General features: G+C 73.2%; 15 protein-coding genes and 1 pseudogene. 8 read left to right on the forward strand and 8 right to left on the reverse strand.

Annotation, left to right across the window (positions count from 1 at the left end; all coding sequences use genetic code 11):
- Positions 1 to 35: 35 nt before the first annotated feature.
- Positions 36 to 1,163, reverse strand: coding sequence for a sulfotransferase family protein (locus ACZ6CV_RS31830; RefSeq protein ID WP_469254626.1), 1,128 nt, complete (start codon positions 1,161 to 1,163; stop codon positions 36 to 38).
- Between the two features lie 228 nt (positions 1,164 to 1,391).
- On the opposite strand from ACZ6CV_RS31830, the gene ACZ6CV_RS31835 reads away from it, so the two are divergent.
- Complete coding sequence (locus ACZ6CV_RS31835) at positions 1,392 to 2,780, forward strand: aldehyde dehydrogenase family protein (protein WP_469254628.1); 1,389 nt, start codon at positions 1,392 to 1,394, stop codon at positions 2,778 to 2,780.
- A 68-nt stretch (positions 2,781 to 2,848) separates the two neighbouring features.
- Positions 2,849 to 3,928, forward strand: a complete 1,080-nt coding sequence (locus tag ACZ6CV_RS31840) for a Zn-dependent alcohol dehydrogenase (RefSeq protein WP_469254772.1) — start codon at positions 2,849 to 2,851, stop codon at positions 3,926 to 3,928.
- A gap of 21 nt (positions 3,929 to 3,949) precedes the next feature.
- Here ACZ6CV_RS31840 and ACZ6CV_RS31845 read toward each other — a convergent pair whose 3' ends face one another.
- The gene (locus tag ACZ6CV_RS31845) at positions 3,950 to 4,891 is read right to left on the reverse strand and encodes an urea transporter (protein ID WP_469254629.1); all 942 of its coding nucleotides are present in this window, start codon (positions 4,889 to 4,891) and stop codon (positions 3,950 to 3,952) included.
- A 170-nt stretch (positions 4,892 to 5,061) separates the two neighbouring features.
- Positions 5,062 to 5,921 (reverse strand): annotated as a pseudogene (locus ACZ6CV_RS31850) (DMT family transporter).
- A gap of 283 nt (positions 5,922 to 6,204) precedes the next feature.
- Here ACZ6CV_RS31850 and ACZ6CV_RS31855 point away from each other — a divergent pair.
- Positions 6,205 to 6,780, forward strand: coding sequence for a TetR/AcrR family transcriptional regulator (locus ACZ6CV_RS31855; protein WP_469254631.1), 576 nt, complete (start codon positions 6,205 to 6,207; stop codon positions 6,778 to 6,780).
- 55 nt (positions 6,781 to 6,835) lie between these two features.
- Here ACZ6CV_RS31855 and ACZ6CV_RS31860 read toward each other — a convergent pair whose 3' ends face one another.
- Complete coding sequence (locus ACZ6CV_RS31860) at positions 6,836 to 7,546, reverse strand: ArsR/SmtB family transcription factor (RefSeq protein WP_469254633.1); 711 nt, start codon at positions 7,544 to 7,546, stop codon at positions 6,836 to 6,838.
- Positions 7,547 to 7,706: 160 nt separating this feature from the next.
- Positions 7,707 to 8,354: a TetR/AcrR family transcriptional regulator gene (locus ACZ6CV_RS31865; RefSeq protein WP_469254635.1), complete on the reverse strand. Its 648-nt coding sequence runs from the start codon at positions 8,352 to 8,354 to the stop codon at positions 7,707 to 7,709.
- A gap of 112 nt (positions 8,355 to 8,466) precedes the next feature.
- Here ACZ6CV_RS31865 and ACZ6CV_RS31870 point away from each other — a divergent pair, with 112 nt between their 5' ends.
- The 3 genes from ACZ6CV_RS31870 (at position 8,467) to ACZ6CV_RS31880 (ending at position 10,795) form a co-directional block, all read left to right on the forward strand.
- Positions 8,467 to 9,618, forward strand: coding sequence for an acyl-CoA dehydrogenase family protein (locus tag ACZ6CV_RS31870; RefSeq protein WP_469254636.1), 1,152 nt, complete (start codon positions 8,467 to 8,469; stop codon positions 9,616 to 9,618).
- Positions 9,619 to 9,768: 150 nt separating this feature from the next.
- Positions 9,769 to 10,059, forward strand: coding sequence for a YiaA/YiaB family inner membrane protein (locus tag ACZ6CV_RS31875; RefSeq protein WP_355810114.1), 291 nt, complete (start codon positions 9,769 to 9,771; stop codon positions 10,057 to 10,059).
- A gap of 97 nt (positions 10,060 to 10,156) precedes the next feature.
- Complete coding sequence (locus ACZ6CV_RS31880; RefSeq protein WP_469254638.1) at positions 10,157 to 10,795, forward strand: TetR/AcrR family transcriptional regulator; 639 nt, start codon at positions 10,157 to 10,159, stop codon at positions 10,793 to 10,795.
- A 62-nt stretch (positions 10,796 to 10,857) separates the two neighbouring features.
- On the opposite strand, the gene ACZ6CV_RS31885 is transcribed toward ACZ6CV_RS31880, so the two are convergent.
- The gene (locus tag ACZ6CV_RS31885; protein WP_469254640.1) at positions 10,858 to 11,322 is read right to left on the reverse strand and encodes a MaoC family dehydratase; all 465 of its coding nucleotides are present in this window, start codon (positions 11,320 to 11,322) and stop codon (positions 10,858 to 10,860) included.
- Between the two features lie 141 nt (positions 11,323 to 11,463).
- Between ACZ6CV_RS31885 and soxR the strand changes: the two genes are divergently transcribed.
- Positions 11,464 to 11,934 (forward strand): redox-sensitive transcriptional activator SoxR, encoded by a 471-nt coding sequence (gene soxR / locus ACZ6CV_RS31890; RefSeq protein ID WP_469254642.1) that lies wholly within the window; start codon positions 11,464 to 11,466, stop codon positions 11,932 to 11,934.
- 51 nt (positions 11,935 to 11,985) lie between these two features.
- On the opposite strand, the gene ACZ6CV_RS31895 is transcribed toward soxR, so the two are convergent.
- Positions 11,986 to 13,056: an RNA ligase (ATP) gene (locus tag ACZ6CV_RS31895; RefSeq protein ID WP_469254643.1), complete on the reverse strand. Its 1,071-nt coding sequence runs from the start codon at positions 13,054 to 13,056 to the stop codon at positions 11,986 to 11,988.
- Positions 13,057 to 13,239: 183 nt separating this feature from the next.
- On the opposite strand from ACZ6CV_RS31895, the gene ACZ6CV_RS31900 reads away from it, so the two are divergent.
- Positions 13,240 to 13,773: a hypothetical protein gene (locus tag ACZ6CV_RS31900; RefSeq protein WP_469254645.1), complete on the forward strand. Its 534-nt coding sequence runs from the start codon at positions 13,240 to 13,242 to the stop codon at positions 13,771 to 13,773.
- Between the two features lie 24 nt (positions 13,774 to 13,797).
- Here ACZ6CV_RS31900 and ACZ6CV_RS31905 read toward each other — a convergent pair whose 3' ends face one another.
- The gene (locus ACZ6CV_RS31905; protein WP_469254647.1) at positions 13,798 to 14,406 is read right to left on the reverse strand and encodes a hypothetical protein; all 609 of its coding nucleotides are present in this window, start codon (positions 14,404 to 14,406) and stop codon (positions 13,798 to 13,800) included.
- Between the last annotated feature and the right edge of the window lie 8 nt (positions 14,407 to 14,414).

Raw genomic sequence — 14,414 nt, forward strand, 5'->3', positions numbered from 1 at the left:
GTACGACCCGGTACGGAACCGATCGGCGCGCGGCATCACCCCCGCCCGGCCGCCGCCCCCGACCCCGACCCCGACCCTGACTCCGCCCCCGACTCTGACTCCGACCCCGACCCCGCCCCCGGCCCTGACTCCGCCCCCGACCCCGCCAGCGCCCGGGCGCCCGCCGCGCAGCCCTCCCGTACGTCCGCCAGTTCCGCGGCCGTCAGCTGCCTGCGCGCCGAGCCGCGGCGGCTGCCGTCGAGGTGGGCGCAGGCGCTGTCCAGCCACGAGGGGACCGGCTCGACCCCGACGAACGCCGCGAGGCGGGTCAGCTCCTCGCGTGGGGCGTCGAGCAGATCCTCGTAGGCGAGCGACATGCCCTGTCCGGCGGGCAGCCCGTCGAGGAAGTGGACGCCATCCCCGACCAGTTCGGACCAGAGGTCGGCGAAGCGGCGCAGGGGCAGATCGCGGTCGCGTACGAGGGCCGCGTCGAACCGCTCACCGAGCAGGGGTGCCAGATCCGGCGGCAGGGACCGCACCTGCTCGGCCGTCAGATCCGCCAGGTGCTCCACCCCCGTCCGCTCCGCGATCTCCCGCATCAGTGTGATCACGCGGTACCCGGGGTGGCGGCTCATGGACAGGGCGCAGTCCGGCCCGTCCCGGTGCAGGTGCACGAACCGCGCGTACGGGAAGGCGGCGCGCAGCCCCGGCGCCCAGCCCGTCGAGTACCCCGAGCGCTCCACCGTGACCGTGCGGCCGAACCGTTCGCCGAGCAGCGCGAAGAGCGCCTCGTGATGGCGCGGGGCGGTACGGACGGGCCACTCGACGACCGCCGCGCGGAGCTCGTCGAGGAGGGCGTCGGGATCGTCGGTGAGGTGGGGCAGCACCATCAGGGAGAGCGCGGGGATGCCGGTGGTCCCGGCCGCGTACCGCCCTGGCCTGCGGGTGTAGAGGAACTCCGGCATCAGCACCCCGCTGCGGAGCATGCCCGCGAAGTACGGGGTGGGCCGGAAGAGCGTCTCCCAGAACTCCGCGCCGGACAGCCGCCCCTCGGGGAAGGCCGCGTCGCCGACCGAGGCCATGTACTCGTTGAGGCTGAGCACGTCGGGGTGGGTGCTGAGGATGCGGGAGAGGGCGGTGGAGCCGCTGCGGCCCGTGCCGATGACGAAGGTCAAGCTGCGCACGATCACCCTCCGGGGCGGTGTCGCGGGTTTTGCGGGACGCTGTGCACCTCAGCACACGGGCGCGGGGGCGCACCAGATGGCACGGTACGCGGGCGTGGGGGCGCACCGGATGGCACGGAACATGGGCGTGAGGGAGCGCCGGATGGCACCGGCCGGCGCGGACCCCCCTGGTGTCCGAAAACTATCAGCGCTAGTTTGGGGGCGCCGACGACTAACTGGAGGAACGCGATGAAGGCCCACGAGGGGATGTACATCGACGGTGCCTGGCGCCCGGCCGCGGGCACCGACACCATCACGGTCCTGAACCCGGCCGACGAAGAGCCCGTGGGCCAGGTCCCGGCGGGCACCGCGGAGGACGTCGACGCCGCGGTGCGGGCCGCCCGCGCCGCCCTGCCCGGCTGGGCCGCCACGCCGCCCGCCGAGCGCGCCGCCCTGATCGGCGCCCTCCGGGACCGTCTGGTCGCCCGCAAGTACGAGATCGCCGAGACCGTCACCGCCGAGCTGGGCGCGCCCCTCGCCTTCTCCGAGGCCGTGCACGCCGGCGTGCCGATCCTGGTCTCCGGCTCGTACGCCGAGCTCGCCGCGACCCACCCCTTCCAGGAGCAGGTGGGCAACTCCACCGTCTATCTGGAGCCGGTCGGCGTGGTCGGCGCGATCACGCCCTGGAACTACCCGCTGCACCAGATCGTCAACAAGGTGGCGCCCGCCCTCGCCGCGGGCTGCACGGTGGTGCTCAAGCCCGCCGAGGACACCCCGCTCACCGCCCAGCTCTTCGCCGAGGCGGTGCACGAGGCGGGCGTGCCCGCGGGCGTCTTCAACCTGGTCACCGGGCTCGGTCCGGTCGCGGGCCAGGCGCTCGCGGAACACGAGGGCGTCGACCTCGTCTCGTTCACCGGCTCCACCGCCGTCGGCCGGCAGATCGGCGCCACCGCGGGCGCGGCCGTCAAGCGCGTCGCGCTGGAGCTCGGCGGCAAGTCCGCCAACGTCATCCTGCCGAGCGCCGACCTCGCCAAGGCCGTGAACGTCGGCGTCGCCAACGTCATGTCCAACTCCGGCCAGACGTGCAGCGCCTGGACCCGCATGCTGGTCCACACCGACCGCTACGAGGAGGCGGTCGAGCTCGCCGCCGCCGCGGCCGCCAAGTACGGCCCGCGCATCGGCCCCGTCGTCAACGCCAAGCAGCAGGCGCGCGTGCGCGGTTACATCGAGAAGGGCGTCGAGGAGGGCGCCCGGATCGTGGCCGGCGGCCCCGAAGCCCCGCAGGACAAGGGCTACTTCGTCCAGCCGACCGTCTTCGCCGACGTCACGCCCGAGATGACCATCGCCCAGGAGGAGATCTTCGGCCCGGTCGTCTCGATCATCCGGTACGAGGACGAGGACGACGCCCTGCGCATCGCCAACGGCACCGTGTACGGGCTCGCGGGCGCCGTGTGGGCGGCCGACGACGCGGAGGCCGTCGCCTTCGCGCGCCGCATGGACACCGGTCAGGTCGACATCAACGGCGGCAGCTTCAACCCCCTGGCCCCCTTCGGCGGTTACAAGCAGTCGGGCGTCGGCCGCGAACTGGGCGCGCACGGTCTGACCGAGTACCTGCAGACGAAGTCCCTGCAGTTCTGACCCGCACGACCGCACCTGGGTCCTGAGCCCCGCCCCAGCCCGCCAACTTCCCCAAGGAGTACGTGAACGTGGTCCGCGCCGCCATCCTCCCCGCCGTCGGCTCCCCGCTGGAGATCGCCGAGATCGACCTGCCGGAGCCGGGTCCCGGCCAGGTCCGGGTGCGCCTCGCCGCAGCCGGGGTCTGCCACTCCGACCTGTCCCTGACCAACGGCACGATGCGGGTCCCGGTGCCCGCCGTCCTCGGCCACGAGGGCGCCGGCACCGTGGTCTCCGTCGGGGAGGGCGTCACCCATGTCGCCCCCGGCGACGGCGTCGTCCTGAACTGGGCGCCGTCCTGCGGCAGTTGTCACGCCTGCACGCTCGGCGAGGTGTGGCTCTGCGGCAACGCGCTCGCGGGCGCCGCGGACGTCTACGCCCGGCGCTCCGACGGCACCGACCTCCACCCCGGCCTGAACGTCGCCGCGTTCGCCGAGGAGACGGTGGTCGCGGCGGGCTGCGTCCTGCCGGTGCCGGACGGCGTCCCGCTCACCGACGCGGCCCTGCTCGGCTGCGCCGTCCTGACCGGGTACGGCGCCGTGCACCACGCGGCGCGGGTCAGGGCGGGCGAGAGCGTGGCGGTCTTCGGCGTCGGCGGGGTGGGCCTCGCCACGCTGCAGGCGGCGCGGATCGCGGGGGCGGGGCCGATCGTCGCGGTCGACGTCTCCCCGGAGAAGGAGGAGCTGGCCCGCGCTGCGGGCGCCACGGAGTACGTGGTGGCCTCGGAGACGACGGCCAAGGACATCCGCAGGCTCACCGGCGGCCAGGGCGTCGACGTGGCCGTGGAGTGCGTGGGCCGTGCGGTGACGATCCGTACGGCCTGGGAGTCGACCCGGCGTGGCGGCCGCACCACCGTGGTCGGCATCGGCGGCAAGGAGCAGCAGGTCACCTTCAACGCCCTGGAGCTCTTCCACTGGGGCAGGACGCTCTCCGGCTGCGTGTACGGCAACTGCGACCCGGCGGTCGACCTGCCGATCCTCGCCGAACACGTCCGCGCGGGCCGGCTCGACCTCGGCGCCCTGGTGACCGACCGGATCGCTCTCGACGACATCCCGGCCGCCTTCGACAACATGGTCGCGGGCAAGGGCGGCCGGGCGCTGGTCGTCTTCTGACCGGATCTAGCCGGCCGGCGGTCAGCCCTCCGCCGCCGGCACGGTGAGCCGGGGGAAGGACCTGGCCGCCGCCAGGAACACGAGGGTCGTCAGCACGAACGGCCACGTGAAGGCGTGGCCGCCGGACGGCGCGGCGAACGCCGCCACCGCGGGGCCGAGCGCCGTCGCGGTGGCGGCGCCCACGAGCGCGTACGTGAGCGTCGCCGGCCGCGCGGGCAGGAAGACCCCGCACAAGGCGAGGGTCACGAGGACGGCGTTGTATCCCGACGTGCCGTCGGCGATCCGCGCCGCGGGCGCGCCCAGCGCCCAGCCCGTGGCGATGCCGACGGCGCTGCCCAGGCTCGCCACGGCGGCCACGCGGGGTCCTGCGACGAGGAAGCCGAGCAGCAGCAGGGCGCCCACGTACCACTGGGACATGAAGAAGATCTGGCCGAAGCCGGCGAGGAACCCCCGGCCGAGGTCGTCCGGTTGGAGGGAGGCCGGCCCCGACGCGGGCGCCGCGAGCGCGGCCAGGCCCTCGCCGTGGTGCCACACCCGCCGGAAACCGGGCGCCGCGACCGTGGTCGCGGAGGCGACCAGGCAGAACGGCAGGGTGAGCGAGGGCAGCCCCCAGACCCCGAACAGCCGCACCACGGCCGCCGTCACGACGGTGACGACCACACAGCCCGCGACCGCGAGCAGCGCGGTCGAGAGGTGCTCCGCGCCGAGGAAGACGGCGCAACCGAGCGCCGTCAGGCAGGCGTTGAAGCCTTCGAGGCCGACCGCGACGCGGTCGTGGTCCACGCCCAGGAGCCGTGCCGTGGCCGTGCCGACGGCGGCGCCGCCCAGGCCGTAGAGCCCGTACTCCCAGCCCGCCGCGAAGAGCGCGAGACAGAAGAGGGTGCCCGCCGCGGCGCTCGGCAGGAAGGTGACCTGCGCGTACCCGCGCAACACCTGCGCGGCGAAGGCGCGGGCATGCGGCATCCCGGCCACCCGTCCCGTGCCACCGGTCGAGCCCCCGGCGTCCAGCGCATCCGTAGCGTGCCCCACGGCCACCCCCGCGTTCTGTACTTGTATCCCCTACATCCGGCGTCCGGTATTAACGCATGCGGCCTCCGCGGCCCGGCATCCGACGGGACGGATGCAGGGTACATCTACCTGCTGGGGGTGGAGGCCTCCGGAACGTCGCCGGACCGGGCGCGGGGGCGGGATCGAGCCACCGCGACCCCCGCGAGGCAGAGCGCCCCGCCGCCCAGGGTGACCGCCCCCGGCACCTCGTCGAGCGCCAGCCACGACATCAGGACGACCAGGGCGGGCACGGCGTACGTCGTCGCGCCCATCCGGCTCGCGGTCGTCCTGGCCAGTGCGTACGCCCACGTGGTGAAGGCGAGCGCGGTGGGAAAGACGCCCAGATAGACCATGTTGAGGGTCGCGGAGGCCGGCGCGTGGCGCAGGTCGGTCACCAACTGCCCCGCGAACGGCAGACACAGGACCGCACCCGTCAGGCAGCCGAAAGTCGTCACCTGCAGCGCGCTCGCGCTGCCCAGCCCGGCTTCTGCGCGACGACGCCGGCGGCGTACCCCACGGCCGCCGTCAGGCAGAGCGCCACGCCGAGGAGTGAGGCGCGCCCCTCGCCGGACATCGAGAAGCCGACGGCGGCCGCGCCCGCGAACGAGACGGCCATGCCCGCGAGCAGCCGCGGCGGCAGCGGGTCGCCGAGCAGCCGCGAGCCGAGCAGGGCGACGAGGAGGGGGCCGATGTTCACGAGCAGCGCGGCGGTGCCCGCGTCGACCTGCTGCTCACCCCAGTTGAGGACGACCATGTACACCCCGAACCACAGGAGCCCGGAGACGGCGATCCCCGGCCAGGCGGCCCGTGGCGGCAGCCCCTCCCTGCGCACCGCCCAGACGGCCACCAACGTCACCGCCCCGGCGACGAGCCGCCCGAGCGCCAGCGCGCCGGGGGAGTACGCGGAGCCCGCACTGCGGATCGACACGAAGGCGGAGGCCCACATGACGACGGTGACCGTGGCGGCGACGGCGGCGAGGAGCTGGGGGCGCGGCGGCGGACGACGGGAGGGGGAGCCGGATGTCGCGCGGGCGGAATCCGGGGGACGGGCGGCGGGGACCGGACGGGAGAAAGCCATGCGCAGAGAACCCGAACGTTTCGGCACTCACCGCATGATTCCCGTCGACCCTTGTCCCTGTCTGCGGCTCATCGCGCGGCTGCGATTCACCCCTCCTGTAGTACTGCTACCGTAGTGGTCCCAACGTAGTACTGCAGATGGAGTGGTGGCAATGGTGCGCAGGAACGACGGTCGGCGGGCTGCCCTGGTCGACGCCGCCATCGAGGTGCTGGCCCGGGAGGGTGCCCGGGGGCTGACCTTCCGGGCCGTGGACGCCGAGGCCGCCGTGCCCACCGGCACCGCGTCCAACTACTTCGGCAACCGGGACGACCTGCTGACCCAGGCGGGTGCCCGGGTGTACGAGCGGCTCACGCCGGGCGCCGCCGAGATCGAGCGGCAGCGCACCGCCACGCCGGACAAGGAGACCTACGCCGAGCTGATGCGCGAGGTCGTCGGCCGGGTCAGCGGCTTCCGTACGGGATATCTGGCCCTGCTCGAACTCCGCCTGGAGGCGACCCGGCGCCCCGAACTGCGCGCCGTCCTCACCGAGCGCGTCCGCGCCGACCTCGACGCCAACCTCGCGTACCACGAGGCCTCCGGCCTTCCGGGCGACGCGATGGCGGTCAAGTTGCTGTACCTCACGTTCAATTGGCTGATCGTCGAGCAGCTCACCCTGCCGGACGTGCTCTCGGAGGCCGAGCGCGACGCGATCGTCGCGGCGGCGGTGGACCGCGTCATCACGGGCTGACACCTTCCGGTGGGGTCTGTGGGGTCTGTGGGTCGGTGCGATGGGCGACCCCGCCCTACAAGCCCTTGATCCCGAGGTGCGCCGCGAAGGCCCGCGTCCCGGACGGCGTGACCCGTACGGCGCGCTCCGAGCCGATCCGCTCGCACCAGCCCTCGGCCAGCGCGTGCCGGCACAGCGCGGCCCCGGCGAGCCCGGCCAGGTGCGGCCTGCGCTCCGTCCAGTCCAGGCAGGACCGGGCCAGCGGCCGCCGGCCGCCGGACGCGAGCGCGATGCCCAGCTCCCCGAACCAGGCCACGCCCCGGTCGGTCAGGGCGAACCCGGTGTCCTGCCGCAGCAGCCCGCGGTCCGTCATGGCGCCGGTGATCGTGGTGCCGAGGCGCCCCGCCAGGTGGTCGTAGCAGGTGCGGCCCCGCGCCATCGCGCCGGCCGCGCCCGCCTCGCGCAGCGTGCGGGGCGCGGTCCGCGCGCCCGGCGCCGCGTGGGCGGCGAGATCCTCGACGAGCTGGGCGACCCGCTCGTCGGCCAGCCGCAGATAGCGGTGCCGCCCCTGCCGCTCCTCGGCGAGCAGGCCACCGGCGACCAGCCGGCCCAGGTGCTCGCTGGCCGTCGACGGGGCGACGCCCGCGTGCCGGGCCAGCTCACCGGCCGTCCAGGCCCGCCCGTCGAGCAGCGCGAGCAGGCAGGCGGCCCGCGTCTCGTCCGCGAACAGGACGGCGAGGGAGGCGAGGACGGGGGCGACGGCGTTCTTCGAGGGGCCGGATCTCATACGTCCAGGATGGCGCAGGAACACTTCGGCCCACACCGAACGGTGACCCACGGACGGGGGCGGGGGACGGGGGATGGGGTCTGATCGGGCCCCCGCACCGAACGGTGACCCGCACCGAGCGGTGACCCGCACCGAACCGTGCCCCACGGACGGGACCCCGTCAGGCCCGCACCCGCACCTGCTCGTACTGCAGCGCGAGCCCGTCGAGCAGCGCCCGCAGGCCCGCCTCGAAGGCCCGCTCGTCGATGACCTGTTGGCGGTCGGCGAGGAGATGGGCCTGGCCCAGGTGCGGGTAATCGGCGGGGTCGTACGCCGCCTCGTCGTCCACGAAGCCCCCGGCGAACGAGCCGAGCGCGGAGCCCATGATGAAGTACCGCATCAGTGCGCCGATGGACGTGGCCTGCGCGGCGGGCCAGCCCGCGTCGACCATCGCCCCGAACACCGCGTCGGCGAGCCGCAGTCCGGCGGGCCGCCGCCCCGGCCCGCTCGCCAGCACCGGAACGATGTTCGGGTGCAGCGTGAGCGCGGCCCGGTAGGAGACCGCCCAGTCGTGCAGCGCCGTACGCCAGTCGCGTCCGTCGGACGGCTCGAACATCGACAGGTCGACCTGCGCGCTCACCGAGTCGGCGACCGCCTCGAGGATCTGGTCCTTGGTGCTGAAGTGGTTGTAGAGCGAGGGCCCGCTGACGCCGAGCTCGGCGGCGAGGCGGCGCGTGGAGACGGCCGCGAGTCCCTCGGAGTCCACGAGAGCGCGGGCCGTGTCGACGATGCGTTCGCGGCTGAGGAGGGGCTTGCGCGGTCGGGCCATGCGGCACATAGTAGGGCTGCCGCCACAAACTAGCAGTGCTAATTTAAAACTCGACGTCCGCGCGACGTCCGTTCGAGTAACCCGCCGTAACCCGACGTGAGAGGTGTCCGCCATGAACCTGGAGCTCAGCGACGAGCAGGCCGCCGTCCGCCGGCTTGCCGAGGATTTCGTGGCCCGCGAGATCACTCCGCACGTCGTGGAGTGGGACCGCGCCGAGAGCGTCGACCGGTCCCTCGTGAAGAAGCTCGGCGAGGTCGGCTTCCTGGGGCTCACCATCGACGAGGAGTACGGCGGCTCGGGCGGCGACCACCTCGCGTACTGCCTGGTCACCGAGGAGCTGGGGCGCGGCGACTCCTCGGTGCGCGGCATCGTCTCGGTCTCGCTCGGCCTGGTCGCCAAGACCGTCGCGCACTGGGGCAGCGAGGAGCAGAAGCGGCAGTGGCTGCCGGGGCTCACCTCCGGTGCGTACGTGGGGTGCTTCGGGCTCACCGAGCCGGGCACCGGCTCCGACGCGGGCAGCCTGACGACGAAGGCCGTGCGCGACGGCGACTCCTACGTCGTCAACGGCACCAAGATGTTCATCACCAACGGCACCTGGGCCGACGTCGTCCTGCTCTTCGCCCGCACCGGCGACGCCCCGGGCCACAAGGGCGTCACCGCCTTCCTGGTGCCCACCGACACGCCCGGCCTGACCCGCCGCACCCTGCACGGCAAGCTCGGCCTGCGCGGCCAGGCCACCGCCGAACTCGTCCTGGAGGACGTCCGCGTGCCGGCCTCGGCGATGCTGGCGCCCGAGGGCAAGGGCTTCTCCGTCGCCATGTCGGCCCTCGCCAAGGGGCGCATGTCGGTCGCCGCGGGCTGCGTGGGCATCGCGCAGGCCGCGCTCGACGCCGCGGTCCGCTACGCCGGTGAGCGCGAGCAGTTCGGCAAGAGCATCGCCCACCACCAGCTGGTCCAGGAGCTGCTCAGCGACATCGCGGTGGACGTGGACGCCGCGCGCCTGCTGACCTGGCGGGTCGCCGACCTCATCGACCGGGGCCTGCCCTTCGCCACGGAGTCCTCCAAGGCCAAGCTGTTCGCCTCGGAGGCCGCCGTGCGCGCCGCCAACAACGCCCTGCAGGTCTTCGGCGGCTACGGCTACATCGACGAGTACCCGGCGGGCAAACTGCTGCGTGACGCACGCGTGATGACCCTCTACGAAGGCACCAGCCAGATCCAGAAGCTCGTCATCGGCCGCGCGCTAACGGGGGTCTCCGCCTTCTGACGGCGGCAAGGCGCACGGGAGTCGGACGCGTGAGGTGCGCGCGTGAAGTGAGTGCTACAGCTGAGTACGTGAAGTGAGTACGACAGCTGAGTACGTGAGGTGAGTACGGCGACGGATGTGGCGCCGCCGCCGCCCGTACAGGCTGTGCCCATGAGCGAAACTCCGGTCAAGCAGCAGAACACCGCCGCCTACTACGGCCAGGCGATCGCGTCGTTCGCCTTCGCGCTCGCCGCGACGGCGATCGGCATCTACAGCCTCGACGTCAGCGGCTGGATCCGCGCCTTCCTCGCCGTCTCCGTCCTGTACCTGACGACCTCCGCGTTCACCCTGGCCAAGGTGGTCAGGGACCGGCAGGAGGCCGACCAGATCGTGAGCCGGGTCGACCAGGCCCGCCTGGAGAAGATCCTCGCCGACCACGACCCCTTCAAGCCCGTCGCCTGACCCGCTCCCCGCGCCCCCGCTCCCTAAGCGCTTGCTCACCCTGCGGGGTAAGGTGTCCATCCCGGGCAGACCGGGGTCAGGCACGAAGGAGTGGGCGATGAGCGCGGCGGAGGAGACCGGCGGCGAGGAGCAGCCGTGGGGCGAGGTGAGCCCCGACGCGGCCAGGCGGCTGCTGGTCGCCGCCGTCGAGGCCTTCGCCGAGCGCGGCTATCACGCGACGACCACCCGGGACATCGCGGGCCGCGCCGGCATGAGCCCCGCCGCGCTCTACATCCACTACAAGACGAAGGAAGAGCTGCTCCACCGCATCAGCCGGATCGGCCACGACAAGGCGCTGGCCATCCTGCGCACCGCGGCGGACGGCGAGGGCGACGCCGCCGGGCGGCTCGCGGCGGCGGTGCGGTCCTTCGTCGGCTGGCACGCCGCGCACCACATGACCGCGCGGGTCGTGCAGTACGAGCTGGACGCGCTCGGCGAGGAGCACCGCACGGAGATCGTCGCGCTGCGCCGCGAGTCGGACGCGGCCGTGCGCGAGATCATCAACGACGGTGTGCGGGCGGGGGAGTTCGACGTCCCCGACGTGCCGGGCACCACGCTGGCGGTGCTCTCGCTCTGCATCGACGTCGCCCGCTGGTTCAACGTGGCGGGCCACCGGACGCCCGACGAGGTCGGCGCGCTCTACGCCGACCTCGTGCTGCGGATGGTGGGCGCACGGCCCGCGGAGCCCCGGGCGTAGGACCGCCGGGCCCGCCGGGCCAGACCCCCCAGACCCCAGAGCCCTCAGACCCCTCAGACCCCTCAGAAGTAGTAGCGCGACACCGACTCGGCCACGCACGCCGGCTTGTCGGAGCCCTCGCGCTCCACGGTGACCTTCGCCGTCACCTGGACGCCGCCGTCCTTGGTCGGCGTGACGTCGGTGAGCTCCGCGGTCGCGCGCAGCCGCGAGCCGACCGGCACCGGAGAGGGGAAACGGACCTTGCCGGTGCCGTAGTTGATGCCCATCTTCATGTTCTCGACGCGCATGATCTGCGGCACCAGGCTCGGCAGCAGCGACAGGGTCAGATAGCCGTGCGCGATGGTCGTCCCGAAGGGGCCCTGCGCCGCCTTCTCCGCGTCCACGTGGATCCACTGGTGGTCGCCGGTGGCCTCGGCGAAGAGGTCGATCCGCTTCTGGTCGATCTCCAGCCAGTCGCTGTACCCGAGCTGCCCGCCGACCCCCGCGCGCAGTTCCTCGGCCGACGTGAAGATCTTCGGCTCCGCCATGTCCCTGGCCTCCTAGACGTATGCAGATGCTCATGCGGTCACGCATGCGGAAACGTACGCAGAGCCTACGCAGACTAAGCGCTTGCTCAGCATGCGGTGCGGGCCGACGCGTGTCAACGGACCAGCCAGTAGGTTTGGGGCGTGCCCCAGATCCCCGAGAAGGTCCACGAACTCACCGTCGGCCGGCTTGCCGACCGCAGCGGCGTCGCCGTCTCCGCCCTGCACTTCTACGAGTCCAAGGGCCTCATCACCAGCCGTCGCACCTCCGGCAACCAGCGCCGCTACCACCGGGACACGCTGCGCCGCGTCGCCTTCATCCGCGCCTCCCAGCGCGTGGGCATCCCGCTCGCCACGATCCGTGCGGCCCTCGACTCGCTGCCCGAGGAGCGCACGCCCACCCGCGAGGACTGGGCGCGCCTCTCGGAGGGCTGGCGCTCGGAGCTGGACAAGCGGATCAAGCAGCTGGGCCGGCTGCGCGACCACCTCACCGACTGCATCGGCTGCGGCTGCCTCTCCCTGGACACCTGCGTGCTCTCCAACCCCGACGACGTCTTCGGCGAGCGGCACAGCGGCTCCCGGCTCCTTGTGGAGCGCCGCCCCCGCAGCGGCTGACGCCGACCGGGGGCGGGACGGGGGCGGACACGGCGCGGGCGCCGGGGCGGATCACTCGTACTCCGTGCCGCCCTTGCGGGTCAGATAGGCCGGGCTGACCGCCTTCGCTATGGCCCGGCCGCCGGTCACCGGGCTGTACCGCTCCACGGCGGGCCGGATCACCACGCCCTCGCGCAGGTGCAGCTCCTGCCCGGAGACGGTCTCGCGGCCCGTCGCGAGCTCCAGGACGCGCGCGGTGTCGTAGGGGCCCTCGTACAGCCGGGGCACCAGGGGCAGTTCACCGTCGAGCAGCTCGTGGGCGTCGAGCCAGCGGACCTGGCCGCCGTCGATCTCCGCGCTGACGTCGAACACCGCGTACCCGAGCGTGTCGCGCCGGCCGTCCGCGCCGTAGCCGAGGTCCTGCACCCCCGCGCCGTACACCTCGCCGAAGACACCGACCCGGCGCGCCCCGAGCCGCTCCGCGAGCTTCGCCGCCACGGCCGCGACGCCGTGACCGTGGACCGCCCGCCAGTACAGGTTGCGCGGGTCCTCCTGCAGGGCGAGCGACTTGGCGCCGTGGCCCTTCGAGGAGACGTACACGCTCTCGCTCCCGGCGACGTAGGTGACCAGGCAGGCCGAGCCGTGCAGCTTCTCGGTGACGACGACCGGCTCGCCGGGCTCGAAGACGTCCGGGTAGCGCTGGATGTTCTCGATGTCGACCCACGGCAGCAGGTCCGGCGCCGCCACCACCTCGCCGTTCATTGTCGGCGGCACCGGCGGCACCCACTTGGTGATCCCGAGGAGCTCCGCGAAGTCCGTGCCCTCGGCCGCCGCCCGCGCCAGGTCGACGTCGGCCAGCGCGGCCGGCCGGCACACGATGCCCTGGGACAGCTCACCGCGCAGCCGCACCGCCTTGACCCGGTCGTGGTTGCCGCCCGCAAGGCGCCCCGTGAGCCCGAGCTCCGCGATGAGTTCGGCAGGCAGCACCGACTGCTCGGGGATGTACACCGCGCTCTCACCGGTGCGGTAGACGCCCTTGGCGACGACCGCGCGGTACAGGCCCACCTGGGCCAGTTCGAGGGCGTCGGCGCCCGGATGCTCGTGGATCGTCAGTACCTCGGCGGTGACGCGCAGCGTCGACATGGACCGTTCTCCTCAGGGTTTCGCGGTGTCCGTCATCGCCGCACACTCTCGCCTGCCGCGAAATGGCATGACCACCGGATTTTCCCTGTGCTACGTCTAGCCGCGACCGTGGTCCGGGCCTCAACGTGTCCTGTAGGCAAGGGAGTTCGCGGAGCACGCCGACGCCGATCGGGGGAGAGGCCGATGTCCGTTGTCATCTGCTCGCTGCTGTGGGACGCCGCACGCCACGGCCGGCAGGCCGTCAAGTACGACAGCGACGGCTACCACCTGGTGCGCTTTCCGTACGGCGCGGGAGACGAGTCCTACGACCCGTGGCACATGCACGACCCGTCCCAGGGCGGCACCGCACAGGGCACCACCACGCCCTCCGCGTTCCCCGACGCCCGCTCGGGGCTGATCTGGCCCAGCCACGAGGGCTGGGGGCTGCTCTCGGCGATGGTCTTCTGGGAGCCGGACGCCAAGGCGACGGAGTTCCGCGCGCGCTACGTCAGGGACCCGCTGAACCTGTCCACCGGGTACGACTCGACCGCCACGACCGACGCGACACCGACCAGAGGTGGGCAGTACCGCACCTACCTCTGGCAGATGTTCGTGCACCCGGGCACGCCGCTCGGCCTGAAGGTCTCGGCACGCGGCGCGGGAGACGTGAAGCGTCCCACGCCGCTGATGCACGCCCAGTTCAAGCTGTCGATCCACACGGACGTGAAAACCCCCTGACCTCGATCGACGCCACGCCCCACCTCACGCCGACACCAGCGGCCGCAGCCGCCGCGCCTGGGCCTGCGCCACCGCGTCCGGGGTGAGGACGGGGGCGGGCACGACGATGCCGCAGCCCGTGCAGACCGCGCCCGAGGACGGCTCGTGCGCCAGGCCGTGCCGCCAGACCAGGTCGGTGTCCGCGCAGACCGGGCAGGCCGCGCCCGGCGCCCGCTCCAGCGCCGCGATGAGCCGGCGCAGGACCTCGGCGAGGGGCTGGTGCGGATGGATGTCGGGGTCGTCGCACCAGGCGATGCCGAACCCGCCCCAGGTGCAGCGGTGCCAGTCGTCGACACTGCCCGGCCGCCTGAGCCCGTCGTGCTTCTCCTTGCGGCGGCGCTCCGCGAAGCCCGCCTCGTAGGCGAGCCACACCGCCCGCGCCGCCTCCAGTTCGGTCAGCGCCGCCACGAGGCGCGCCGGGTCCGGGGACCTGTCCTGCGGCCCGAACCCCGCCCGGGTGCACAAGTGGTCCCAGGTGGCCCGGTGGCCATAGGGGGCGAACCTCTCCAGGCACTTGCGCAGCGAGTAGCGCCGCAGCGCCAGATCGCTCTGCGGATCACGCACCTGTCTCGCGAGACTCCGGAATCCGGCCATCGCCCTGC

It is taken from the genome of Streptomyces sp. NPDC041713 (genome assembly GCF_055591085.1).